Source organism: Rothia sp. 27098_8_29, assembly GCF_041432785.1.
GTDB lineage: Bacteria > Actinomycetota > Actinomycetes > Actinomycetales > Micrococcaceae > Rothia > Rothia mucilaginosa.
Genome location: NZ_JAPWAI010000001.1, coordinates 1,216,287 through 1,239,838, shown reverse-complemented (window position 1 = coordinate 1,239,838; position 23,552 = coordinate 1,216,287). Strand labels below are relative to the sequence as shown.

18 protein-coding genes and 1 pseudogene are annotated in these 23,552 nt (G+C 60.7%); 15 read left to right on the top strand and 4 right to left on the bottom strand.

From position 1 onward, the window contains the following. The first annotated feature begins 3 nt into the window (after window positions 1-3). The 13 genes and pseudogenes from murG to nrdR all read left to right on the top strand — a co-directional run bounded on the left by murG (window position 4) and on the right by nrdR (window position 16,200). On the top strand, window positions 4-1,104 hold the full coding sequence (murG, locus tag O3649_RS04780) for an undecaprenyldiphospho-muramoylpentapeptide beta-N-acetylglucosaminyltransferase (RefSeq protein ID WP_049345226.1): 1,101 nt from the start codon (window positions 4-6) through the stop codon (window positions 1,102-1,104). Continuing rightward, complete coding sequence (gene murC, locus O3649_RS04775; protein ID WP_049352998.1) at window positions 1,104-2,603, top strand: UDP-N-acetylmuramate--L-alanine ligase; 1,500 nt, start codon at window positions 1,104-1,106, stop codon at window positions 2,601-2,603. Before murG ends, murC begins: the two co-directional genes overlap by 1 nt. Window positions 2,604-2,612: 9 nt before the next feature. Beyond that, complete coding sequence (locus tag O3649_RS04770) at window positions 2,613-4,283, top strand: cell division protein FtsQ/DivIB (RefSeq protein WP_371572995.1); 1,671 nt, start codon at window positions 2,613-2,615, stop codon at window positions 4,281-4,283. Window positions 4,284-4,479: 196 nt separating this feature from the next. After that, window positions 4,480-5,661 (top strand): cell division protein FtsZ, encoded by a 1,182-nt coding sequence (gene ftsZ, locus O3649_RS04765; RefSeq protein WP_005506541.1) that lies wholly within the window; start codon window positions 4,480-4,482, stop codon window positions 5,659-5,661. A gap of 149 nt (window positions 5,662-5,810) precedes the next feature. Beyond that, entirely contained in the window at window positions 5,811-6,659 is an 849-nt protein-coding gene (locus tag O3649_RS04760) for a polyphenol oxidase family protein (RefSeq protein WP_371572993.1), read from the top strand. A 49-nt stretch (window positions 6,660-6,708) separates the two neighbouring features. Further along, window positions 6,709-7,542, top strand: coding sequence for a YggS family pyridoxal phosphate-dependent enzyme (locus O3649_RS04755; protein WP_070687130.1), 834 nt, complete (start codon window positions 6,709-6,711; stop codon window positions 7,540-7,542). Between the two features lie 765 nt (window positions 7,543-8,307). Continuing rightward, window positions 8,308-8,619: pseudogene (locus O3649_RS04750) on the top strand (cell division protein SepF); the annotation flags it as partial. 10 nt (window positions 8,620-8,629) lie between these two features. Continuing rightward, window positions 8,630-8,929, top strand: a complete 300-nt coding sequence (locus tag O3649_RS04745) for a YggT family protein (RefSeq protein ID WP_005507764.1) — start codon at window positions 8,630-8,632, stop codon at window positions 8,927-8,929. Window positions 8,930-9,391: 462 nt separating this feature from the next. Further along, complete coding sequence (locus tag O3649_RS04740) at window positions 9,392-9,931, top strand: DivIVA domain-containing protein (RefSeq protein WP_303954479.1); 540 nt, start codon at window positions 9,392-9,394, stop codon at window positions 9,929-9,931. Between the two features lie 294 nt (window positions 9,932-10,225). Next, window positions 10,226-10,828 carry a signal peptidase II gene (gene lspA, locus O3649_RS04735; RefSeq protein WP_371572991.1) on the top strand — a complete coding sequence of 201 codons (603 nt, stop codon included), beginning with the start codon at window positions 10,226-10,228 and terminating at the stop codon, window positions 10,826-10,828. A gap of 122 nt (window positions 10,829-10,950) precedes the next feature. Next, window positions 10,951-11,937, top strand: coding sequence for an RluA family pseudouridine synthase (locus tag O3649_RS04730; protein ID WP_005506532.1), 987 nt, complete (start codon window positions 10,951-10,953; stop codon window positions 11,935-11,937). A gap of 90 nt (window positions 11,938-12,027) precedes the next feature. Then, complete coding sequence (dnaE, locus tag O3649_RS04725) at window positions 12,028-15,570, top strand: DNA polymerase III subunit alpha (protein WP_070634439.1); 3,543 nt, start codon at window positions 12,028-12,030, stop codon at window positions 15,568-15,570. Between the two features lie 174 nt (window positions 15,571-15,744). Further along, complete coding sequence (nrdR, locus tag O3649_RS04720) at window positions 15,745-16,200, top strand: transcriptional regulator NrdR (protein ID WP_005506525.1); 456 nt, start codon at window positions 15,745-15,747, stop codon at window positions 16,198-16,200. A 132-nt stretch (window positions 16,201-16,332) separates the two neighbouring features. Here the strand turns inward: nrdR and ppgK are convergent, their stop codons facing one another. Continuing rightward, a complete protein-coding gene (gene ppgK / locus O3649_RS04715; RefSeq protein ID WP_049340710.1) occupies window positions 16,333-17,184 on the bottom strand; it encodes a polyphosphate--glucose phosphotransferase in 852 nt (283 codons plus the stop codon). Window positions 17,185-17,281: 97 nt separating this feature from the next. Continuing rightward, window positions 17,282-18,193 carry a type I methionyl aminopeptidase gene (gene map, locus O3649_RS04710; RefSeq protein WP_005506520.1) on the bottom strand — a complete coding sequence of 304 codons (912 nt, stop codon included), beginning with the start codon at window positions 18,191-18,193 and terminating at the stop codon, window positions 17,282-17,284. Window positions 18,194-18,476: 283 nt separating this feature from the next. Here map and O3649_RS04705 point away from each other — a divergent pair, with 283 nt between their 5' ends. Then, entirely contained in the window at window positions 18,477-18,734 is a 258-nt protein-coding gene (locus tag O3649_RS04705) for a hypothetical protein (protein WP_070593468.1), read from the top strand. 172 nt (window positions 18,735-18,906) lie between these two features. On the opposite strand, the gene panB is transcribed toward O3649_RS04705, so the two are convergent. Together panB and O3649_RS04695 are read right to left on the bottom strand one after the other, a co-directional pair. Continuing rightward, complete coding sequence (panB, locus tag O3649_RS04700; RefSeq protein WP_102034051.1) at window positions 18,907-19,821, bottom strand: 3-methyl-2-oxobutanoate hydroxymethyltransferase; 915 nt, start codon at window positions 19,819-19,821, stop codon at window positions 18,907-18,909. 66 nt (window positions 19,822-19,887) lie between these two features. Further along, window positions 19,888-21,735: a geranylgeranyl pyrophosphate synthase gene (locus tag O3649_RS04695; RefSeq protein WP_371572988.1), complete on the bottom strand. Its 1,848-nt coding sequence runs from the start codon at window positions 21,733-21,735 to the stop codon at window positions 19,888-19,890. A gap of 405 nt (window positions 21,736-22,140) precedes the next feature. On the opposite strand from O3649_RS04695, the gene glnA reads away from it, so the two are divergent. Further along, on the top strand, window positions 22,141-23,481 hold the full coding sequence (glnA, locus tag O3649_RS04690; RefSeq protein ID WP_296546936.1) for a type I glutamate--ammonia ligase: 1,341 nt from the start codon (window positions 22,141-22,143) through the stop codon (window positions 23,479-23,481). Window positions 23,482-23,552 lie beyond the last annotated feature (71 nt).

Here is a 23,552-nt window from a genome sequence, read left to right as displayed (position 1 = left end):
CCTATGACGAAGAAGGCGCCCTCTATAGTCTTCGCCGGTGGTGGCACCGCCGGTCATATTAATCCGATGCTCGCGATTGCGCGTGCGGTTCGTGATCTTGAACCGAACGCTAAGATTCTGATGCTGGGCACTGCGGATAAGATGGAAGCCGAGCTGGTTCCGGCAGCTGGTTTCGATATTGAGTTCATTCCTCGTGCAGCGTTCCCTCGTAGCATTAACCGTGCCGCTTTGGCTTTCCCCGCTAAGTTCTTTGGTGGCCTGTCGAAGACCCGCCGCATCCTCAAAGAAGCAGATGCAGACGTGGTTGTTGGCGTGGGTGGCTACGTGTGCCCGCCGGCGTACCTGTCGGCGTTGAGCGCTAAGATTCCCGTGGTGATTCATGAGGCGAATGCGAAGCCCGGTTTGGCGAACCGCCTGGGTGGTACGTTTGCGGAGTTCACCGGTGTGGCGTTCCCTAATACTCCTTTCCCGCGTGCAACCCTGGTGGGTATGCCGATGAAGGATGAGATTGCCTACCTGAACCGTGATGCGCACCGTTCGAAGGCTCGCCGTAACCTGGGCTTGGACCCGCAGAAGCCGACCGTGATTGTGACGGGCGGTTCGCTGGGTGCGTTGAGCCTGAATAATGCGGTGGCGGCGTGCCGTGACCACTTTGCGGAGTGGGACTTCCAGATTCTGCATATTACCGGCAAGGGTAAGGCTGTTCTGGATGAGAACGGCGAGTTGTTGAGCGCCCCGAATTACCGCCAGATTGAGTTCAGCAACGGCATGCAGGATGTGTATGCTGCCGCTGATCTTCTGCTGGTGCGTTCGGGCGCGGCGACCGTCAGTGAGGTTGCTGCGGTGGGTGTTCCCGCTATTTTTGTGCCGCTTCCTATTGGTAATGGTGAGCAGGCTCTGAATGCTCGTTCTCTGGTGGAGGCGTCTGCGGCTCTGCTGGTGAAGGATGCAGAGGTCACCGGTGAGTGGTTTGCCCGTGAGATTCCGGCTCTTATGGCGAACCCGGAGGAGCTGGAGCGCATGGGCGCTGCGGCGTATGAACTTGGTATCCGTGACGCGGCGCGCGTTATGGCTGAAGCAGTATTGAAGGCAGCTGAGAAGTAATGACTGAATTGATGAATCTTGAGATGGTGTTGCCGGCACCGCTGAACCCGCCGTTCCCTGAGCGTGCGAAGATGAGCGAGCTGGGTCGTGTGCACTTCATCGGTATTGGTGGCGCGGGTATGAGCGCTATTGCCGCTCTGATGCTGCAGGCTGGTGTGACGGTGAGCGGTTCTGACCGTGCAGAGTCGGCTACTGTTGAGTCTTTGCGTGCTGCGGGTGCTCGTGTGGGTGTTCCTCAGCAGGCTGAGAACATTGTGGATGTTGATACCGTGGTGATTTCTACTGCGATTCGTGAGGATAACCCGGAGCTTGTTGCCGCTCGTGCGCAGGGTCTGCGTGTGCTGCATCGTTCTGAGGCGCTTGCTGCTGTGATGGGTGAGTCTCAGGTGGTTGCTGTTGCCGGTACTCACGGTAAGAGCACGACCAGCTCCATGATTTCTGTGATGTTTGATCAGCTGGGTGCTGACCCGTCGTTTGCGGTGGGTACTGTGATTGCTGGTCGCGGCACGAACGCTCACCTGGGTGCTCAGGGCCCGGAGTCGATTTTTGTGGCTGAGGCTGATGAGTCGGACGGCTCGTTTGTGCGTTACCGCCCGGCTATTGCTGTGGTGACGAATGTTGAGCCGGATCACCTGGATTTCTATGAGACGGATGAGCGTGTCTTTGAGGCTTTCAACCGTTTTGTGGGTTCGCTGGCGCCTAACGGTGTTGTGGTGACCTGTGCTGATGATGCGGGCGCGGCTGATTTGGCGGCTCGTTCTCGTGCGGCGGGTGTGCCCGTGGTGACTTACGGTGAATCGGCGGATGCAGACCTGCGCATTAGTGAGATCACCAGCGCTGGTTCTTCCTCGTCGTCGCACCTGTCGTGGTCTTTTGAGTGCCACGGTGTGCGTTATGAGGGTGAGCAGGATCTTGCGCTGAAGGTGCCCGGTATTCATAACCAGTTGAACGCTTCGGCTGCTTTTGCATCGGCGTTGATCTCTGGTTACGAGGCTGCCGATATTGCTCGCGCGCTGGCTGAGTTTGTGGGCGCTGACCGCCGCTTCACCCTGCGCGGTGAGGTTGCGGGCGTGAAGGTCTTTGATGACTATGCGCACCACCCGACCGAGGTGTTCCGCGCTCTGGAGACCGGCCGTACCGTGGCTGATGGCCACAACCTGTACGTGATTTTCCAGCCGCACCTGTTCTCGCGTACTCGCGAGTTCGCGAAGGAGTTTGCGCAGGCCCTGTCGATGGCTGATCGTGCTCATGTGCTGGATATTTACCCGGCTCGTGAGCTGCCGATTGAGGGTGTGACCAGTGAGCTGATTACCGGTGCTGGTTTCTCTGAGGTTCGTTACGCTACCGCTGAGGACGCTATTGAGGATATTGTGACCTGCGCTCAGGCTGGCGATATTGTGATGACCGTTGGCGCTGGCGACGTGACCGCTTTGGGCGCGCGTCTGCTGGAGTCCCTGGAAATCCGTCACGGTGGCGAGTCGAAGAAGTCGGAGGCTTAGGCTGTGCCGATGAGTTCTGGTCTCTCTTCGGAGGGGCGTTCCTCCTCGCGCGCGCCGAAGGCTCCGCGTTCGCGTGCTCGTTTGCGCGCCCAGCAGGTAGCTGAGAATGCGCAGGTTGAGGCTAAGAAATCCGAGTCTGTGCAGGCTGAATCTGCGCAGTCTCAGCTGACTCAGCCGCAGGCCACCCAGCCTCAGGTTGTGAAGAGCACAGAAGCTACTGGGACTGCAAAGCCCTCGGAAGCTATGAAGTCTGTGGAGGCCGTGAAGCCTGTCGAGGCTGCATCCTTGGAGGCTTCTGCTCAGCCTTCTGGCGCGCAGTCTGCCGCTACCCAGCCTTCCGCTACTCAGCCTCCGAGCTCCGTTCGACACATGCCGCGTAAGCCGGTGGTGCATAAGTCGCACAGCCAGAACGGTGCTGATTCTTCGGCGTCCAAGAGCGCTGCGGCGGTTCATTCTTCGGCACAGTCTTTGAAGGATTCGGTGCGTTCTGCGCTGATGACCGGTCGTACTGTGTCTGAGGTTGAGCACGCGCCTGAGCTGTTTGATGTTGAGGCGTTTGAGGATTCTTCGTCGAAGATTTCATCCGCCAAGGGTGCCTCTGCTCAGCCTGCATCCTCGCAGTCGGTGAAGAGCGCAGAAAAGGAAGTAGCCGATCAGAAGGCTGCGCAGAAGAGTTCTGTTCAGAAGTCTTCTGCCGGTTCTGTTGAATCTTGCGAAGAGTCTGCCGCTCAGAAGGCTGAGGAACGCGCCGATAAGGCGGGGGAGAGGGCTGTTGAAGAGCTCCGCCCCGCGAGCCGTTTTGGTCGTTGGCGTGCAGAGCGTGAGCAGCAGCGTGCAGCGGAGATTGAGAAGGAGCGCGAGCGTGCGAGCCGTCAGGCTCACCGTGAGCGTCTGCGTCAGGATCCGGGCCTGGACGGCCTGCGTGCTGAGGAGCGCCCCCGTAAGGAGCGTGCACCTCTGACTCGTGCCCGTAAGCTGCTGTACACCGCTTCGGCGCTGGCTATTATTGCGGTGCTGTATGTGGTGCTGGTCTTCTTCTCGCCCCTGTTGGCGACTCAGAAGATTACGGTGCGCGGCGCGTCCCTGCTGGAAACCACCCAGGTGGAGCAGAAGCTTGAGCCTCTGCGCGGCGTTCCGCTCACTCGCATCGATGAGAAGAAGGTGCGTGAGCTGATCGGGCAGGATAACGTGATTCGTAGCGTGCAGGTGGAGAGCCGTCCGCCGCATGAGCTGGTGGTGACTCTGAAGGAGCGTACCGCGGTTGCGGTTGTGAAGCAGGGCGATACGTACCATACTGTTGATAGTGATGGTGTTAGCCTTCTGGAGTCGGCGACTCAGCCCGATACGTCGGTGCCGCTGGTTCGTTTCAGCGGTGATGACCCGAAGACTTCGGCTGAGTTCCGCACCATTTCTACCGCGCTTTCGGCGATGCCCTCTGAACTTCTAGCTCAGGTTAAGGAAGCCGGCGCTACGTCAACCTCAAGTATCACTCTAACCTTGAGGGATAATACTACGGTGCAGTGGGGAACCGCTGAAGAGAGCGAGTTGAAGGCTAAGGTCCTGCTCTCCCTGCGCCAGGCTATTGCTAAGCGTGCTCAGGAGGAGAAATCTTCCGAGGCACAGACGCAGAAGGTGACCGTCTATGACGTGTCCGCCCCGCGCGTACCGGTGACCCGTTAGGGGAACCATTCAGGCGCTTTATCCTCCCTTTTTGTGTAAAATCCGCAAAAAGAGGGGGTAATTGCGCTGTGTGACTAGGAACCGACAAAAACAGTTTGGTATCCTAGCAGATAAAGTCATTCTTTAGAGGAAACCTTCAGGCTTAGATTAAGCTGCGGGTCTTCCGAAGCTGGAACACGGAACAATCGAGGAATACATGGACGCTGGAACTCCCCAGAACTACTTGGCAGTCATCAAGGTCGTTGGTATCGGCGGCGGTGGCGTCAACGCAGTCAACCGCATGATTGAGGTTGGTCTGCGCGGCGTTGAGTTCATTGCTATCAACACTGACGCTCAGGCTCTGCTGATGTCCGATGCAGACGTTAAGCTGGACGTTGGTCGTGAGCTGACCCGCGGTCTTGGCGCGGGCGCAAACCCCGAGGTTGGCCGTCAGGCAGCCGAGGATCACGCGCAGGAAATTGAGGAAGTCCTCAAGGGCGCAGACATGGTCTTTGTGACCGCAGGTGAGGGCGGTGGCACCGGTACCGGTGGCGCACCCGTCGTGGCACGTATTGCCCGCTCCCTCGGCGCTCTGACCATTGGTGTGGTGACCCGCCCCTTCACCTTCGAAGGCCGTCGCCGCTCCAACCAGGCTGAGACCGGTATCGCGGCTCTGCGCGATGAGGTTGATACCCTGATCGTTATTCCGAACGACCGACTGCTGTCGATTTCGGATCGCAACGTCTCCATGCTGGACGCATTCAAGTCCGCTGACCAGGTTCTGCTCTCCGGTGTGCAGGGCATTACCGACCTGATCACCACCCCCGGCCTGATCAACCTTGACTTCGCTGACGTTAAGTCCGTCATGCAGGGTGCAGGTTCGGCTCTGATGGGTATCGGCTCGGCATCCGGTGAGGACCGTGCCGTGAAGGCAGCTGAGCTGGCTATCGCTTCGCCGCTGCTGGAAGCATCCATCGACGGTGCACACGGCGTTCTGCTGTCCATTCAGGGTGGCTCCGACCTGGGTCTGTTCGAGATCAACGAGGCTGCACGCCTGGTTCAGGAAGTTGCTCACCCCGACGCAAACATCATCTTCGGTGCTGTTATTGACGACGCACTGGGCGATGAGGCTCGCGTGACCGTGATTGCTGCTGGCTTCGACGCAGTGAACCCGGAAACCAACTCCAACGCTTCCACTGCTGCAGCTACCCAGGCTCAGCGCACCCAGGCATCCTTCGGCGGTTCCACCGCTCCGGCTGCTAACGGCTACGGCTACAACGCACCCGCTGCTGCTCCGGCTTCCACCGGTGCTGCTGGCTTCGACGTTGACCTTCCCCCGGTTGTGGAGGAAGCTCCGGCTCGCCGCGACACCCTGGATGTCCCTGACTTCCTGAAGTAGTCTGCCCGGCTGTGAACGCATAGGCGTTGCACGGCTGAGAGTCTTATGAAGCTATAGGGGAGCTGAGAAACACGCACATTGTGCTGTTCTCGGCTCCCCTTTGCTATACCCGCCGTTATACCCGCTGACATCTGATGAAGGAATAGAAGATGAGCGATAACCCCAAAACTTCGCTGCTTGCCTCTGCCGATACCCGCACCCTGGGCCCCTGGCGTGTGCGGGTGGGTTTCACCTCCCGCGCGGCGGGCAACCTGGGCTTGCACGTGGACGATGAGCTCGGCGGCGGTATGGACGCCTCCCTGGTGCGCACCCTCAACCACCGTGCCGCTCTGGAGGAGGCGCTGGGTACCGACCCGTTCTTCTACCTGAACCAGGTACACGGCGTGCAGATCGCCTACCCGGAAGACTACGCGGTGGAATCCTACGCACCCGGTGCCCCGCAGGAGCGTACGGTTGAGCGTGCCCGCGCGGTGCTGGAGAACTCCCCGGTCGCCGATGCGGCGATTAGTAGTGAGGGCGTGCCCCTGGCGATTATGGTTGCTGATTGCATTCCCGTGGTCCTGGTGGGCGAGCGGGTCGAGAACTGGCAGCCGATCCTGGCGGTGGCTCACGCGGGCCGCCGCGGCCTGCTTGACGGCGTGCTCCAGCAGACCGTGCAGCGGATGCGCCAGCTCGGCGCGGAGAAAATTACCGCCTGGCTGGGTCCGAGCATTTGCGGTAGCTGCTACGAGGTGCCCGAGGCGATGCGCACCGAGTCCACCGAACTGATTCCGCAGGTGCACGCGGTGACCAGCCAGCACACTCCCGGCCTGGATCTGCCCGCCGGTGCCCGCGCGGTGCTGGAGGATGCAGGCGTGGAGGTGTGCATGGATTGTGCGCAGTGCACGTTTGAGGAGCCCGAGGTGTATTCGCATCGCGGGTTCACGAACCGCGGTGAGAAGCCGGGCCGTATCGCGGGTCTGGTGTGGGTTGAGAAGGCGGCAGAGCCCGCCGCCTAGAGCTGCTAAAGATAGGGTCGCTAAAGATAGAGCCGCTGAAGGAGAGAAGATGTCTGAAATGAACGTAGAAGAGAACCTGCAGTACACTCCCGAACGTGCCGAGCAGTTGCTGCAGAACTACCGCCGCGTGCTTGAGCGTATCCGCGCCGCGGAGCAGGACCACAGCGCCGTGCGTACCGAGGCGAGCGCCCCGGTGCAGCTGGTGACGGTCACGAAGTTTTTTCCCGCCTCCGACGCGGCGGCGCTGCTGGATGGGGGAGTGACCCTCTTCGGTGAGAACCGCGACCAGGAGGCGAGCGCGAAGGCTCGCGAGCTCGCCGCCTACTGCGCCCAGCGTGAGGTGCAGCCCCCGCATTGGGCGTTTATCGGTCAGCTGCAGACGAACAAGGCGAAGTCTGTGGTCAAGTACGCCTCCAGCGTGCATTCGGTGGACCGCCCCTCCCTGGCGGACGCGCTGGCGAAGGCGTACGCAAACCAGCTGGCACGCTTCGAGGCGGGGGAGGCGCCCGCACCTGCAGCGGCGGAGCAGGGCGCGCTGACCTGCCTGGTGCAGGTGTCCCTGGCGGAGGTGGCGACGGCTGGCCATGCCGCCGAGGGCGCGCGCGGCGGTACGAGCGCCTCCGAGCTGCTGGAGCTGGTGGAGCGCATCGAGAATCACGAGCACCTGCGCTGCGGTGGCGTGATGGCGGTGGCACCGCTGGGCATGAACCCGGATGCGGCGTTTGAGAAGCTCTATGGTTTGGCCTCGCTGGTGCGTGAGCAGGTGCCGCACGCGACCGAGATTTCCGCCGGCATGAGCGGCGACCTGGAAGCGGCGGTGCGCTGGGGCTCGACCTGCGTGCGCGTGGGTAGCGACATCATGGGTAAGCGCCCGGCGCTCTAGGCCCTTTAGCCGTTAGTCTTTTCAGCTGATGGGTCTGCTGGCGGCGGCATAATCATCGGTGCCCTTGACCGCCCGCGCGGGGTGGGCGCTGGTAATATATACATGCCGGTGCATGACGTACCGTCACGCGCACACCTTCTGACGAAGCACCACGGCAGACCCTGTACACCACAAGCAAAGAACAGCGAGAGAATCATGGCGAAGCAAAGCCGTCTGGCGGGTTTCCTCGGCCTGGAACGATACCAGGACGCCGAGGCGACGCCGGAAGAATCCCCGCAGGCTGTGCAGGCTGACACCCGCAAGGAGGCGAACGCCTCCGCAGGGCAGGCTGCTACAGCGCAGAAGACCGATAACGCCAACAGGCTCTCAGCACTGCCCGGCTCGGCACAGTACAGCGATGCCGAGTCGCAGAGCGAAACCTACCATCTGCAGGACGAACCCGCCTATACTGAACAGGAAGAGTACCTGCAGGCTGATAGCTACGATGACGGTACAGAAACCGAGTATCTGGACGCAGAAGAATCTGCCGACGGACGAGCAACCGTAGATGCAGCGGCACACGCCACCGCTCATACACCTGAAACCACAGCTGATCTGGCGGAAACCGAACAGACTTGGGACGACGCCAGCGCAGACAATTGGGAGGACACCCCGGTGCCGAATACCGAATACACCGAGCAGTACGCCGATACGTACTCCAACGACGGCTACTACGAACAGGGCTACGCGCCCGAAGAAACCAACGGATACACCTACGGTTACGAGGAAGAAGAGGACGAATTGCGTCGTATCACCACTATCCACCCCCGCTCCTACAATGACGCAAAGATCATTGGTGAGGCATTCCGCGAGAACATCCCCGTGATTATGAACGTGGAAGAAATGCCTGACGCAGACGCAAAGCGCCTGGTGGACTTCGCATCCGGTCTGGCATTCGCACTGGAGGGCCGCATTGAGCGCGTCACCGCTAAGGTGTTCCTGCTGACCCCCTCCAACCTGGAGGTTCTGGGCGTGGCTAACTCCGAGGTTCCCGCCGGCTTTGAGACCGACGGCGAATTCCCCTTCGACCAGGGCTAAGGACTGATAGATGGGTTATATTTTCGCCCTCATTACGATTATTCTGTACGTTCTCTACGTCTCCATGCTGCTACGCATGCTCTTTGACTGGGTACGCATGTTCGCTCCGGGATGGCGCCCGAAGGGCATCGTTCTGCTCTTCGCTAGCGGCGTGTACGCGGTGACGGACTGGCCGATGAACCTGTTGCGTCGTCTGATTCCGCCGGTGCGTGTGGGTAACGTTGCGTTGGATACCGGTTTTCTGATTCTGATTGTTCTGCTGTCTTTCCTGCTGAACATCATGACGACGATTACCGCGAAGCTGTCCTAACGTGCCCCTCCATCGGAGAGATACGAGAACTAGGCATGAGAGCCCCGCTTGCGCTTGGCATCCTGACATGGGATGACGTGCTGGCGGGGTTTTCTGTACCCAATTTCTGGGCCGAGAAGAACCTCCCGCGAGGGGGGGGGAGAGACGAATACAGCCGGCGTCGAATCATGCGAAATGCACCCGCGAGCAGATATCGAGCTTGATTACGGCGGGGATAGGGATAAACGCAGCGCGTGGTGAATCCCACCCTTGCGCGAGCGAATATTTTACGATTCAACCGACGTATAACCGGGCACAGAAACCAAAGAATAGTAGAATTGGTGCCAACGACTGCATCGCGGCATAACCATGCCCTGAATCATCGGGACCCTAAAATATTGGGGCCACGCCCTATCTGGCTGGTGAATCCGCGGCACTCAACATCACCACCAAACCCCGTAGGGATACCCAGAGGAGAAGCCCATGGCAATCACCCCCGAAGACCTGATCACTAAGAGCTTCAAGATCGTCACCGAAGAGTCCGGTTACGACCGCAACGAGGTCGACGACTTCCTGGACGAGCTCGTTGTCGAACTGCGCGCACTGTACTCCGAGCGTGACGCTCTGGAGCGTCAGGTTGAGCAGCTCTCTGCAAACGCACCCGATTCCCCGGCAGCGGCTGTAGCACCCGCACAGTCCTCGGCGGCACCGGCTGCACCTCAGGACGCGGCGGCACTGCTCGCCATGGCACAGAAGGTTCACGACGACTACGTGGCACAGGGCGAGAAGGCTAAGGCTGAACTGATTGAAGAGGCAGAGAAGAAGGCAGACGCTATGGTGAGCGAAGCTCAGCAGCAGCGCGAAGAGGTTCTCTCTCGCCTCACCGACGAGAAGGAAGAGCTGGAGATCGCTGTTGAGGCTCTGCGCGGCTTCGAGAGCCGTTACCGCTCCAAGCTGCTGCAGCACCTGGATGCACAGGTTCAGGAGCTGAAGAACCTCAAGTCCATCGAGGCTTCCGCATAAATCAGCATGCTTAAATAAGCTAACGACGCTGCTAAGTTAACGACGCTTTGAAGCGTATGCCGCCCGGATTCTTTCTCTTCCACCGCTATTCACCGGGGAAGATGGAGAGAACCGGGCGGTATTCTCATGCCTGCTCCGCCCGGCTTGAGAACACAGGATGAGAAGCGGGGGAGAGCACACGCCGAATACTCGATGCACTACCCCGATTTGCTAAGCTAGAGGGGCACTATCGAACGGTACCGCACCAGGTTTGCGTTCGGGCGCGTAGCAACCGGCACAGACTAGAGGAGAGCTATGACCAACACCCCCAAGACTGCTGAATCCTCAGTCTCACACACCGCTACAAAGGCTGACGGACGCCGCGTGCGCATCCTCTCGGCTCGCTCTGCGGGCATCCTCGCGCTCGTGCTCGCCGCCGTCGTGTTCGCTATCGACCAGGGCACCAAATACCTGGTCGTCACCCAGATGCAGTTGGGGGAGCGCATCACCGTTATTGACGGGCTGCTGTGGTGGTACTCGATCCGTAACTCCGGTGCCGCGTTCAGCATGGGCGAGAACGTCACCTGGATTTTCACGCTCGTCATGGTTGCCGCCGCAGCCGTGGTGCTGTACCTGCTGCGCCGCACCCGCGCCCTGTCCTGGACCCTCGCGCTGGGCGGTCTGCTCGGCGGTATCTGCGGCAACCTTTTTGACCGTCTCTTCCGTGAGCCCGGCTTCGGTTCCGGTCACGTGGTCGACTTTATTTCCGTACCGAACTTCGCGATTTTCAATATTGCAGACTCCGCAATCTGCGTGTGCATGGCGTTCATCGTTCTGCTGAACTTCAAGGGCCTGAACCTCAACGGAACCCGTGTGCAGGCTGACGACAAGAATGCGGCAGGGAAGAGCGCCAAGTAGCTCCCCGTTCCGGCATACGCGCCGACGGTTACGTTGCCGACACACGTGCCTACTAAGACGTTCTCACACAGACGACCCCTCACACAGACAACCAAAGCAAACACCATCCGAAGGAGAGCCGCATGAGCGAAACCACCAACGCCGCCGAAGATACGGCACGCATCCGCGCTGAATTCACCGTTGAAGGCGCGCTCGCCGGTATGCGCCTGGACGCCGCGCTCGCCGGTGCTCTCGATGCGCCGCGCACCCGCACCTCCGGGTGGATTCGTGACGGCCACGTGACCGTGACCAACAACGGCAAGACCGTGAAAATCGGCAAGTCCTACAAGCTTTCCGCAGGCGATGAGGTCGTCGTCGATGCACCCGCACCGCGCGATCTGGCGGACATCCGCCCCGAAAAGGTGGATGGCTTCCGCATCGTGCACCTGGACGAGGACATCGTTGTGGTGGACAAACCCGCAGGCGTGGCGGCACACCCCTCACCCGGCTGGCACGGCCCCACCGTCATCTCCGCGCTCATGGGCGAGGGCATTTCGGTTGCTACCTCCGGCGCGGCAGAACGCCAGGGCATTGTGCACCGCCTGGACGTGGGCACCAGCGGCCTGATGGTCGTAGCCCGTAGCGAACGTGCATACACCGAACTCAAGCGAGCCTTCAAGGAACGCACCGTGGACAAGGTCTACCACACCCTCGTGCAGGGCCTGCCCGACCCGCTGCGCGGCACCATTGACGCACCCATCGGCCGCCACCCCGGCAACGAATGGAAGTTCGCCGTGGTCGAAGACGGACGCAACTCCATCACCCACTACGATGTGCTCGAAGCCTTTGGCCCCGCATCGCTGGTGGAGGTGCACCTAGAAACCGGACGCACCCACCAGATTCGTGTGCACTTCTCTGCGCTGCGCCACCCCTGCTGCGGCGACCTGACCTACGGCGCCGACCCGCGCTTTAGCGCCGAACTGGGTCTGACCCGACAGTGGCTGCACGCGCACCGCCTGGGCTTCGACCACCCCGGTACCGGAGAGCGCGTGACCTTCACCAGCGAGTACCCGCTCGACCTGTCCTATGCGCTGACCGCTCTGCGCGAGGGCAAAGTTCAGCTCGGCTAGACAGCTCGGCAACTATAGCCGCCCGCTGGCTGCCGCATACAGCTTCACATTCACCGCCCATACTCCAGCCCACATCTTCAGGAGATATCCGTGGCAACCAAAGATTTTGCGCACCTGCACGTGCACACCGAGTACTCCATGCTCGACGGCGCCGCGCGCCTGGGTGACCTGTTCACCCACGCTAAAGAACTCGGCATGAAGTCCATGGCGACCAGTGACCACGGCTTCCTCTTTGGTGCCTTCGACTTCTGGCGCCAGGCTAAAGCGCACGACATCAAGCCCATTATCGGTGTGGAGGCGTACCTGACCCCCGGCACGCACCGCACCGACCGTTCGCGTGTGCGCTGGGGCGACGGCTCCCGTGACGACGTGTCCGGTGGTGGCGCGTACACCCACATGACCATGTGGGCTGAAACCACCGAGGGCATGCACAACCTGTTCCGTGCATCCTCGATTGCGTCGCTGGAAGGTCAGCTGTACAAGCCGCGCATGGATCGTGAGGTGTTGCAGACCTACTCGAAGGGCCTGATCGCTACCACCGGTTGCCCCTCCGGCGAGATCCAGACGCGCCTGCGCCTGGGCCAGTTCGACGAAGCAATTCAGGCGGCGAGCGACTTCCGCGATATCTTCGGCAAGGACAACTTCTACTGCGAGGTCATGGACCACGGCCTCGACATTGAACGCAACGTGCAGGAGGATTTGCACCGCCTCGCCAAGCAGCTGAACCTGCCCTACGTGGCGACCAACGACCTGCACTACACCCGCCAGGAAGACCACACCGCCCACGCGGCGCTGCTGTGCGTGCAGTCCGGCTCGACCCTCACCGACCCCAAGCGCTTCAAGTTCGACGCGGATAACTTCTACCTGCGCTCGGCTGAAGAAATGTACGCCCTGTTCGGCGACATTCCCGGCGCGTGCGAGAACACCCTCGAAATCGCTGAACGCTGCAACGTGGAGTTCAACACCAAGGCGAACTACATGCCGAACTTCCCCGTGCCCGAGGGCGAAAACGAGGAATCCTGGTTCGTGAAGGAGGTCGAGAAGGGCCTACACTACCGCTTCCCACAGGGCGTTCCCGACAATGTGCGCAAGCAGGCAGAGTACGAGGTGGGGGTTATTACCTCCATGGGCTTCCCCGGCTACTTCCTCGTGGTCGCCGACTTTATCAACTGGGCTAAGCGCAACGGTATTCGCGTGGGCCCCGGCCGTGGCTCCGGTGCAGGCTCCATGGTCGCGTACGCGATGCGTATTACCGACCTGAACCCGCTCGACCACGACCTGATCTTCGAGCGATTCCTCAACCCCGACCGCGTCTCCATGCCCGACTTCGATGTGGACTTTGACGATCGTCGCCGCGGCGAAGTCATCGACTACGTAACCGAAAAGTACGGTGAAGAGAAGGTCGCGCAGATCGTCACCTTCGGCACCATTAAGGCGAAGCAGGCGCTCAAGGACGCCTCCCGAGTGATGGACCAGCCGTACTCGGTCGGTGAGCGCCTCACCAAGGCGATGCCGCCGGACGTCATGGGTAAGAACATTGCCCTGGCGAACGTGTACAACGAAGAGGATAAGCGTTACGCCGAGGCGGCAGATTTGCGCGCCCTCATTGAGGACCCGGTCGATAAGATCTACGGCCAGGTTTTTGAAACCGCGAAGGGTCTGGAGGGTCTGAAACGTCAGTGGGGCGTGCACGCTGCGGGCGTGATTATGTCCAGCAAGGACCTCGTGGACGTGATCCCCGTGATGCGCCGCGAAGCCGACGGCCAGGTCATCACCCAGTTCGATTACCCCACCTGTGAGGGCCTGGGCCTGATCAAGATGGACTTCTTGGGTCTACGTAACCTCACCATCATCTCTGATGCGGTGGAGAACATTAAGGCTAACCGAGGCATCGACCTGGACCTTGAATCCCTCTCACTGGACGACCCGGAATCGTACCGTCTGCTGGCGCGCGGCGATACCCTCGGCGTGTTCCAGCTCGATGGCGGCCCGATGCGCTCGTTGCTCAAGCTCATGGAGCCCGAGGAGTTCGAGCACATTTCGGCAGTGTTGGCGCTGTACCGTCCGGGCCCGATGGGCGCGAACTCGCACACCAACTACGCTCTGCGTAAGAACGGTAAGCAGGAGATCGAGCCGATCCACCCCGAGCTGGAAGAGCCGCTGAAGGACATTCTGGACACCACCTACGGCCTGATCGTGTATCAGGAGCAGGTTATGGCGATTGCTCAGAAGGTCGCGAACTACACTCTGGGTGAGGCAGACTTGCTGCGCCGTGCGATGGGTAAGAAGAAGAAGGCGGAGCTGGATAAGCAGTACGCTACTTTCCACGACGGCATGATTTCTAACGGCTACTCTGAGGGCGCTATTAAGGCGCTCTGGGATATTCTGCTGCCGTTCTCTGACTACGCGTTCAACAAGGCACACACGGCTGCGTACGGTCTGGTGTCGTACTGGACGGCGTACCTGAAGGCGCATTACCCGCAGGAGTACATGGCTGCGCTGCTGACCAGCGTGGGCGATAACAAGGACAAGCTCGCGCTGTACCTGAACGAGTGCCGCGCCATGGGCATTACCGTGCTCGCGCCGGACGTGAACGAGTCCACCCTGACCTTCGCCCCTGTCGGTGACGATATCCGCTTCGGTATGGGCGCGATCCGTAACGTGGGCGCGAACGTGGTCGAAGGCATGATTGCCGCCCGCGAGGAGAAGGGCCGCTACGAGTCCTTCAACGACTTCCTGAAGAAGGTGCCGCTGCAGGTGTGCAATAAGCGCACCATCGAGTCGCTCATCAAGGCGGGCGCTTTCGACGACCTGGGCCACACCCGCCGTTCGCTGTCCCTCATTCATGAGGCGGCAGTGGACGCAGCCGTAGCGGTCAAACGTAAGGAAGCGGCGGGTCAGTTCGACCTCTTCGGCTCCCTCGGCATGGATGACGCCCTGGGTGATGAGCTGACGGTGACCATCCCCGACGTGCCCGAGTGGGACCGCCGTGAGAAGCTGAACTTTGAGCGTGACATGCTGGGCCTGTACGTTTCGGACCACCCATTGCGTGGCCTGGAACGTGCGCTCTCGGATGCCGCAAGCCATTCGGTGCACGACATCATTGGTGAAGACTCGCACGTGCGCGACGGCGAAACCGTCACCGTTGCGGGCATGCTCACCGGCGTTTCGCGCCGTATTGCCAAGTCCAGCGGTAACCAGTACGCCTCCGTGGAGCTGGAAGACCCCTCGGGCGCAACCATTACGGTCATGTTCTTCTCCCGCGCCTACGAGACGATGGGCGCCGCCCTGGCGGACGACCTCATCTGCTCGATTCGTGGCCGCGTGCAGCGCCGCGACGACGGCAGCGTGAACATGAGCGCGCAGGAACTGCAGATCCTGGAAATCAGCGATGACGGCCGCGCCGCACCCATCACCATCGTGGTACCCGAGTACCTGGTGACCGAGGAGAACCTGAAGGAGCTGAAGGAGACCCTGCGCGACCACAAGGGCACCGCGGATGTGCGCATGCTCGTGCGTACCCGCGATAAGGAGCAGCTGGTGCTGCTGGATGCGAGCGTGCGCGTGGAACCGAACCCGAGCCTCTTCGGTGAAATCAAGACGATTTTCGGTCCGAGCTGCATTCGACGCTAACAACACGCCCCTATGAGGGGAATGACAGGGTGGATTCTGCATAGCAGAGTCCACCCTGAGCGTATATTCACTCACAACATACGGTGTATCCGCTGTATATCACGGTAGAATAGGTATAAATATTCTTGAGCGCTGTATACGCGGGCGCTAGCGCGCCCAGCCAAGGAGAAACGAATGTACTGCCCCTATTGCAAGCACACCGACTCGCGCGTGGTGGATTCCCGCACCACCGATGACGGCGCCGCAATTCGCCGCCGCCGCCAGTGCACCTCCTGCGCTCGCCGCTTCACGACCGTTGAAACCACCACCATTTCGGTGATTAAGCGTTCCGGCGTGACCGAGCCTTTTGACCGTTCGAAGATTGCCGCGGGCGTGCGTAAGGCATGCCAGGGCCGCCCCGTGGGTGAGGATGATTTGGCGAAGCTCGCCCAGGAGGTTGAGGAGCTGATTCGTGCTCGCGGTCTGGCGGAGATTAACGCGCACGAGGTGGGTCTGACCATCCTGGAGCCGCTGTCGAAGCTGGACGCGGTCGCCTACCTGCGTTTTGCGAGCGTGTACCAGGCGTTTGAGAACCTTGAAGACTTTGAGGAGGCGATTGCGCGTCTGCGTGAGGACCGCATCGCCCAGTAACTAGCTAGCCCAGTAACTGGCCAGCCCAGTAGCTAATGAGCTCAGCCGCCGCTACATGAGCGGCGGCATATAAAAAGGGGCTGTTCCCGAGATATCTATCTCAGGAACAGCCCCTTTAGCTGTAGCTACACTTTACGCTTCGCCGCGGCGCTTGCGTTCCTGCAGCATGCCGCCAGCCCACAGTGCCGCACCCACAATACCCGCGTTGTTACGCAGGGCAGCCATGACCATGGGGGTACGAATCTGGTCCTCAAAGTAGGGCATGAACTTCTCCGGGTTCTTGGAGATGCCGCCGCCGATGATGAACAGGTCGGGGGAGAAGAGCATCTGAACGTGCTCGAAGTAGCGGTACAGGCGCTTGCCGTACTTCTTCCAGGACAGCTCGTGCACCTCGCGGGCACGGGCAGAAGCCTGAGACTCGGCGTTGTGGCCGTCGATCTCCAGGTGGCCCAGCTCGGTGTTCGGGATCAGCACGCCGTCGTTGATGAGGGCGGAGCCAATGCCGGTGCCCAGGGTGATGACAGCGATCAGGCCGTCACGGTTACGGCCCTGGCCGTAGGTTGCCTCAGCCAGACCGGCTGCGTCAGCGTCGTTGAGGCCGTAGACGGTGCGGCCGCCCAGAGCCTCGCTCATGACCTGTTCCAGGTCGGTGTTGATCCAGGAGTCGTCCACGTTCGCTGCGGAGAAGACCATGCCGTTCTTCACCACTGCGGGGAAGTCGATGCCGACAGCGGACTCGGGGTCCGGTGCCAGGTCGCGGCCCTGCAGCTCATCCACTACGCGGCGTACAACCTCAGCCACAGCCTCGGGGGTTGCAGGCTTGGGGGTGTCAATGCGGAAACGGTCGGACACGAGGTTACCGGTGCGCAGGTCGACGATACCGCCCTTAATGCCGGTACCTCCAATGTCCACACCAATCTGCAGGTCCTTGGGGGTGGGGGCGGGCAGCTCGTTGATGACGCCGGGTTCTGCGTATTCGCTCATGGTTTTCTCTCTCTTTCGCCCCGCCTACTGCCGTGTAACCTAGGGGAGTGGGCGGGCTTGTCAGTGGGTGAATTGATATAAAAGTGAGGTGCTGGGCTTAGGGCAGGGTCAGGATGTCCGCGCCGTCAGCGGTCACCACGAGGGTGTGCTCGAACTGCGCGGTGCGCTTGCGGTCGCGGGTGACCACGGTCCAGTCGTCATCCCACAGGTCCCATTCGATGGTGCCAAGGGTCAGCATGGGCTCGATCGTGAAAATCATGCCCTCACGGATCTCGGTGTCGTAGGCGGGTGCCGCATCGTAGTGGGGGATGATGAGGCCCGAGTGGAACTCACGACCCACACCGTGACCGGTGTAGTCGCGAACCACGCCGTAACCGAAACGTGCCGCATACTTCTCAATGACGCGACCAATCACGTTGATCTGGCGGCCCGGCTTCACAGCCTTAATCGCACGGTTCAGGGACTCTTCGGTGCGCTCAACCAGCAGGCGGGACTCTTCGTCCACGTTGCCGACGAGTAGGGTCTTGTTTGTATCGCCGTGCATGCCGTCCAGGTATGCGGTGACGTCCAGGTTGAGGATGTCGCCGTCCTCCAGCACGGTGGAGTCCGGGATGCCGTGGCAGATGACCTCGTTCAGGGAGGTGCACACGGACTTGGGGTAGCCGCGGTAATCCACGGTGGAGGGGTACGCGCCGTGGTCGCAAATGTACTCGTGGACCAGCACGTCAATCTCGTCGGTGGTGGTGCCGGGCACGCAAATCTTGGATGCTTCAACAATGGCGCCTGCCGCAATCTTGCCGGCTGCGCGAACCCGCTCAACTTCCTCGGGGGTGTACATGTTCGAATCGTTACCCTCGTTGGCGGTGGGCTTACCCACGTACTCGGGGCGAACAATGTGCGAGGGGACCGGGCGCATGGGGGTGATGCGTCCGGGGGTCAGACAACCCACGGGTGCTCGACCGGGCTCTGCAGGAAGATTGTGCGAAGTATTCGTTTTGGTTGAAGACATAGTTTCATCTTACCGGGCGTGGGCGGGTTGTGTCCCTTGCTCAGGCGCTAAAAAAGCGGCGGATACACAAGCCGTACCTTTTTCCCAGATTGTGAATAAAATTTCATGCACGCTAGCGGCAAAACTACGCGGGTGAAAAGCCGGAGTGGAAGGCAGAGGCGGAAGACCGGGGCGGAAGACCGTGGAGGGGAAACGCCGTGAGAAGCTCCACCCGCCTCATTGCCACGAACCTACGCGCGTGAGAAGCTAGAAACACCAACCCCTCACCGTCGAAGGAGAACCCATGAGTGAGAAGAAAAACCACCTGAGCGAAGCCATCGAATCGGCGGTCGAAAAGACCCTGAACTCCGCGACTGAAGCCACCAGCCCGCACCCCGAAGAGTACTGGTACAACCTGTCCACCGGCGAGGTTGAACGCGGCCAGCAGAGCGCCGTCACCTCCCTGTGGGGCCCCTTCAAAACCTACGAGGAGGCGGCACACGCCATGGACCGCGCCCGCGAACGCAACGACGCCTGGGAAAAGGACGGCGGCTGGCTCTAAAGCACGAGCACCCTTAGCCTTGCCCAACGTCCTCAGTCTTGCCCAACGCCCTCAGCCACGCTCAAGGCGCACGCCGCCCAACAGACATACAGCCTGAGACGAAAAGACCCCCGCACCCGGAGCACCGGATACGGGGGTCTTTCTTCTCAAGCTTTTCTTCTCAGCCTAAAGCCTACTCAAAAGTGTGCTCAGCCGCCGGGAACTCACCCGAACGAACCTGCTCACGATAAGCACGCGCAGCGTCCTCCATGACCTGACCGACCTGCGCAAACTGCTTCACAAAACGCGGCACGCGACCGGAACGAACACCCATCATGTCCTGCCATACCAGCACCTGACCGGTGGTCACATTCGAGGCACCAATACCAATGGTCGGCACAGTGCCCACAGCCTCATCCACCAGCTGCGCAGTCTGAGCGGTCACCATCTCCATCAGCACGCAGAACGCACCAGCCTCAGCCAGCGCCACCGCATCCTCACGAACACGCTCAGACGCATCGCCGCGGCCCTGCACACGGAAACCGCCCAGGGCATGCTCCGACTGCGGGGTGAAACCAACATGCGCCACCACCGGAATACCGGTACGCACCAGGGCACGAACCCACTCAGCCATCGACGCATCAGCCTCAATCTTGACCGCGTGCGCGCCGCCCTCCTTCATCAGGCGAACAGCGCTCGCCACCGCCTGCTGCGGGGACTGCTCATACGAACCAAACGGCAAATCAGCAACCACCATGGCGCGGGACGCACCGCGAGAAACTGCCGCAACCAGCGGAATCATCTCATCCAGGGTAATGGTCAGGGTGGACTCGTAGCCGAGCACCACATTCGCCGCTGAATCGCCCACCAGCAGCATGTCGATGCCGGCGCGATCAAAAATCTGCGCCGTCAGAGCGTCATAACAGGTCAGCATGGAGAACTTCTGACCGGTCGCCTTAGCCTGAGCCAGGTGAACGGTACGCACCTTCTTGACGGTGTCCAGGTCAAAAGGCTTCGATGCAGAAGCAGTCGCGGGAGCAGCCGCGGAGGTAGCGGCAGGCTGTGCCGCGTAGGGCGAAGAGATCTCGGAAGAACGCTCAGTAGTCATGCTGACTATTCTAACCCTGCACGGCTCCAACCTGGCGTACCGCTCACCACGAGGGAACAACTATGCCTAGTTCCAGATGAGGTTAATGTAGTAGGTCGGGAACGACGCAGCGGCGTTCTTATTCATCAGCTCCGGAACAGCGGAAGAAGCATCACTAAACTCACGCGGCAAATCGCGCTGAATGAGCGCCTGCTGCACCAGAGCATCCCAGTGCAGCTGCATGATCGAATAGGTGCAGACTTCCTTCACGACGTCCTCCGCGTAGGACTCCCACGCCGGGAGCGCCGCATCGTTATCGAAGAAACCCTCATAGCCCTGGGACAGGCCCGTATCGCAGGCGTTCACCGCGTTCTTCGCGTACTGCAGCCAGTAGCTGCGGCTCAACTCATCGGTGGTGTTGAAAGTAAACGCCTCATAGTCTGCCTTCAGCAGGGCGTAAGACGCCTGAATAGAACCGGCAAGCGGGGCGTGCGAAGAGAAGACAATAACGTCCAGAAGAGCAGCGATGTACTCCATCTGCACCTTCTCGTACGCAATGCCGGAAGGCTGAACCGGACCAGAATGCATCTGCACCAGAGCCTCCACCGCGTTGATAAAACGCTCAACGTCGGCGGTCGCCTTCACCATCAGATTCAGCAGACGCTGAACACACTGATAATCCTCAGAGATCTGCGAGAACACTCCAAAGGACAGGACGCCACGCTCCGAAGCAGCCGTCGCCAGAATCTGGCTCGTCAACCGCTGGCTCTCCGCCTCCGCCTTCGCCACGCTTACCAGCAGGGCACCGCAATACGCCAGGGCGCGGCCATCCACCAGCTGAGGCTGCTGCCGATGCAACGGCAGAAGACGCTCATGAATCTGACGGAAAATAGCGCTCTGCGTCAGAGCCTTCTTGCCCAGCTCCTCAGTCTTCAACAGCACAGTATCCGCCGAGAAATCACGCGGCACGAAACGGCGCGCATCCGGTGCAGTAAACGGCGAATAGGGGCGGCCCATCACCGGCTGCAACAGCGACATCGTGGTAAACAGTGAAAAACGAGCCGCCACCGGGTACAGCGAATCCGGGTAGTTCGGCGCATCCGGCGCGTTGACACGCTCCGTGCACAGAGTCAACCAGGTCTGCTCCACCGCCCGATCAGACGTAATGCCAACACCCATACCCAGGATGCTCTCACCGAACGCCTCCGAAGGAAGCTTGCCGGGGTTCATGGCACGCGCCTGCATGAGCGCCACAGCCAGCTCCACCGTATAGTTCGTGCGGCGCTTCTTGCCCGCCTCGTCAAGATTCTGGAACGGACGCACGCCCGCAATCTTCTGACCGCGCGCCAGCGTATGCAGCTCCTTATTCATGGCGAACTGCTGTGGGTTACGCTGCATCATCTTCGACACCTCGTAAGCGCTCTTACGGTTCAGCTTCTCACGGCGCTGAGCACCCTCAGCCGACAGCGCATCATACTTGCCGCGGCTTGCGTGAACGTACCAGGCACGAAATATCTGAAGTGGCAGGAAGAAGAAAGTGTACTTCCACGACCAGCTAAAAATAATGACCGGAATAGCCGCGCTCGAACCCAAACGGCCCGTGTAACCGGTCCAGATGAACTCCACAAACGCACCAATCAGCGCCCACAACGCCAAAGTGCGAACCCTAAACGCCACACGGGAGGGGCGGTCCAGCAGGTAGGTCGCACCACCGGTCTTGTTATTCTTCATGACTGTCGGGCCAAAGACCGCAACCGCAAAAAGGCAGACCAGATACAACACCAAGAAAACAATGGGGGCGGCAATAAGTAGCAGCCACTCAAGCCCGGTGGGGTCAGCAGCAACCAGTGTGCTTGCCGCTAGAGGAATCTGTGCGGGCGCCACCTGTGCGGGCAGCGCCTGCAAAGCTGATGAGAGAAGAACGGAATGTAGCATACCCCCATTATCGCAAGGCGACTCCGACCACGCCCCGCGAACCGTCATCTGCCAGGTATCTGAACAAAGCCTAGACCCGCACCGCAGAAAAGTGGGGGAGCGGCCCCGGTACCGCCCAGAATCTGAGCTACCGCGGCACGCAAGAAGAGAATTTACACAAACGAAACCTCCCACCCGCGCGACGCACAGCAGAACCCGATAGGCTAGATAACAACAGGACACACGCCGGGGCAAGGAGGCGCCAGCACCGCTGGTACACAACCCGCCGCAACCCCTTGGAAACCCAAGGGACGTGCAGGACCTTCCGCAACAGGGTCTTCTTCACCTCGGCAGCAAATTTAGCGCGCCTCCGCCACCCACAGACGGGTACCACGCGGATGCGCGCCCGCACCGAGAGGGCAACTCATGGACCGCCAACAGGAATTCGTACTGCGCACCATCGAAGAGCGCGACATCCGCTTTATCCGCCTCTGGTTCACCGATGTGGTCGGCACCCTCAAATCCGTGGCGCTCGCACCGGCTGAAGTAGAAAGCGCCTTCGACGAGGGCCTGGGATTTGACGGCTCCTCCATCGAGGGCTTCTCCCGCGTCTACGAATCCGACATGCTCCTACAGCCCGACCCCTCCACCTTCCAGATTCTGCCCTGGCGCGGTGAGGAAGACATCACCTCCCGCATGTTCTGCGACGTGCTCACCCCCGACGGTGAGATTAGCGCCTCCGACACCCGCGGTGTGCTCAAGCGCGTGCTCAACAAGGCCGCGGAGATGGGCTTCACCTGCTACACCTCGCCCGAAATTGAGTTCTACCTGCTGGAGTCCTCCAAGCTCGGCGCCGACGGATTCCCCATGCCCGTGGATCACGAATCCTACTTCGACCACACCCCCGGCGGCATCGTGCAGGACTTCCGCCGCAAGGCAGTGACGATGCTCGAAGAAGTCGGCATCTCCGTCGAATTCAGCCACCACGAAACCGGCCCCGGACAGAACGAAATCGACCTGCGCCACGCCGACGCCTTGCAGACCGCCGACAACGTCATGACCTTCCGCACCGTCATCAAGGAAGTCGCCTACTCGCTCGGCATGTACGCAACCTTCATGCCCAAACCCTTCACCAAGTACGCCGGCAGCGGCATGCACACCCACTTCTCCCTCTTCGAAGGCGACACCAACGCATTCTTTGAAGCCGGTGCCGAATACCAGCTGTCCAAGACCGCACGCCACTTCATCGCCGGTGTGCTCAAGCACGCCCCCGAATTCACCGCGGTCACCAACCAGTTCATCAACTCCTACAAGCGCCTCTGGGGTGGCGGCGAAGCACCCTCCTACGTCTCCTGGGGCCACAACAACCGCTCCGCCCTCGTGCGTGTGCCCCTGTACAAGCCGAACAAGATGCAGTCCGCCCGCATCGAGTACCGTGGCCTGGACTCGGCATCGAACCCGTACCTGGCCTACGCGGTGATTCTCGCCGCAGGTCTGAAGGGTATCGAAAACGAGTACCCGCTCATGCCCGCCGTGACCGAAGACCTCGCCGCCATGACCAACGCCGAACGCCGCGCCATGGGCTACAACCCGCTGCCCGCGTCCCTGCGTGAAGCCATCAATATCACCGAAGAATCCGAGTTCATGGCGGAGGTTCTGGGCGAGCAGGTCTTCGAGCAGTTCCTGCGCAATAAGCGCGCCGACTGGGACCAGTACCAGGCTCAGGTGACCCCGTACGAGCTCAAGCACAACCTCGGAATCCTCTAACGGCTGGATCTTCTAGCCTCCCCTCGGGATGAGTGAGCGCTGACAGCCTCAGGGCGGTACCCGCTACCGGT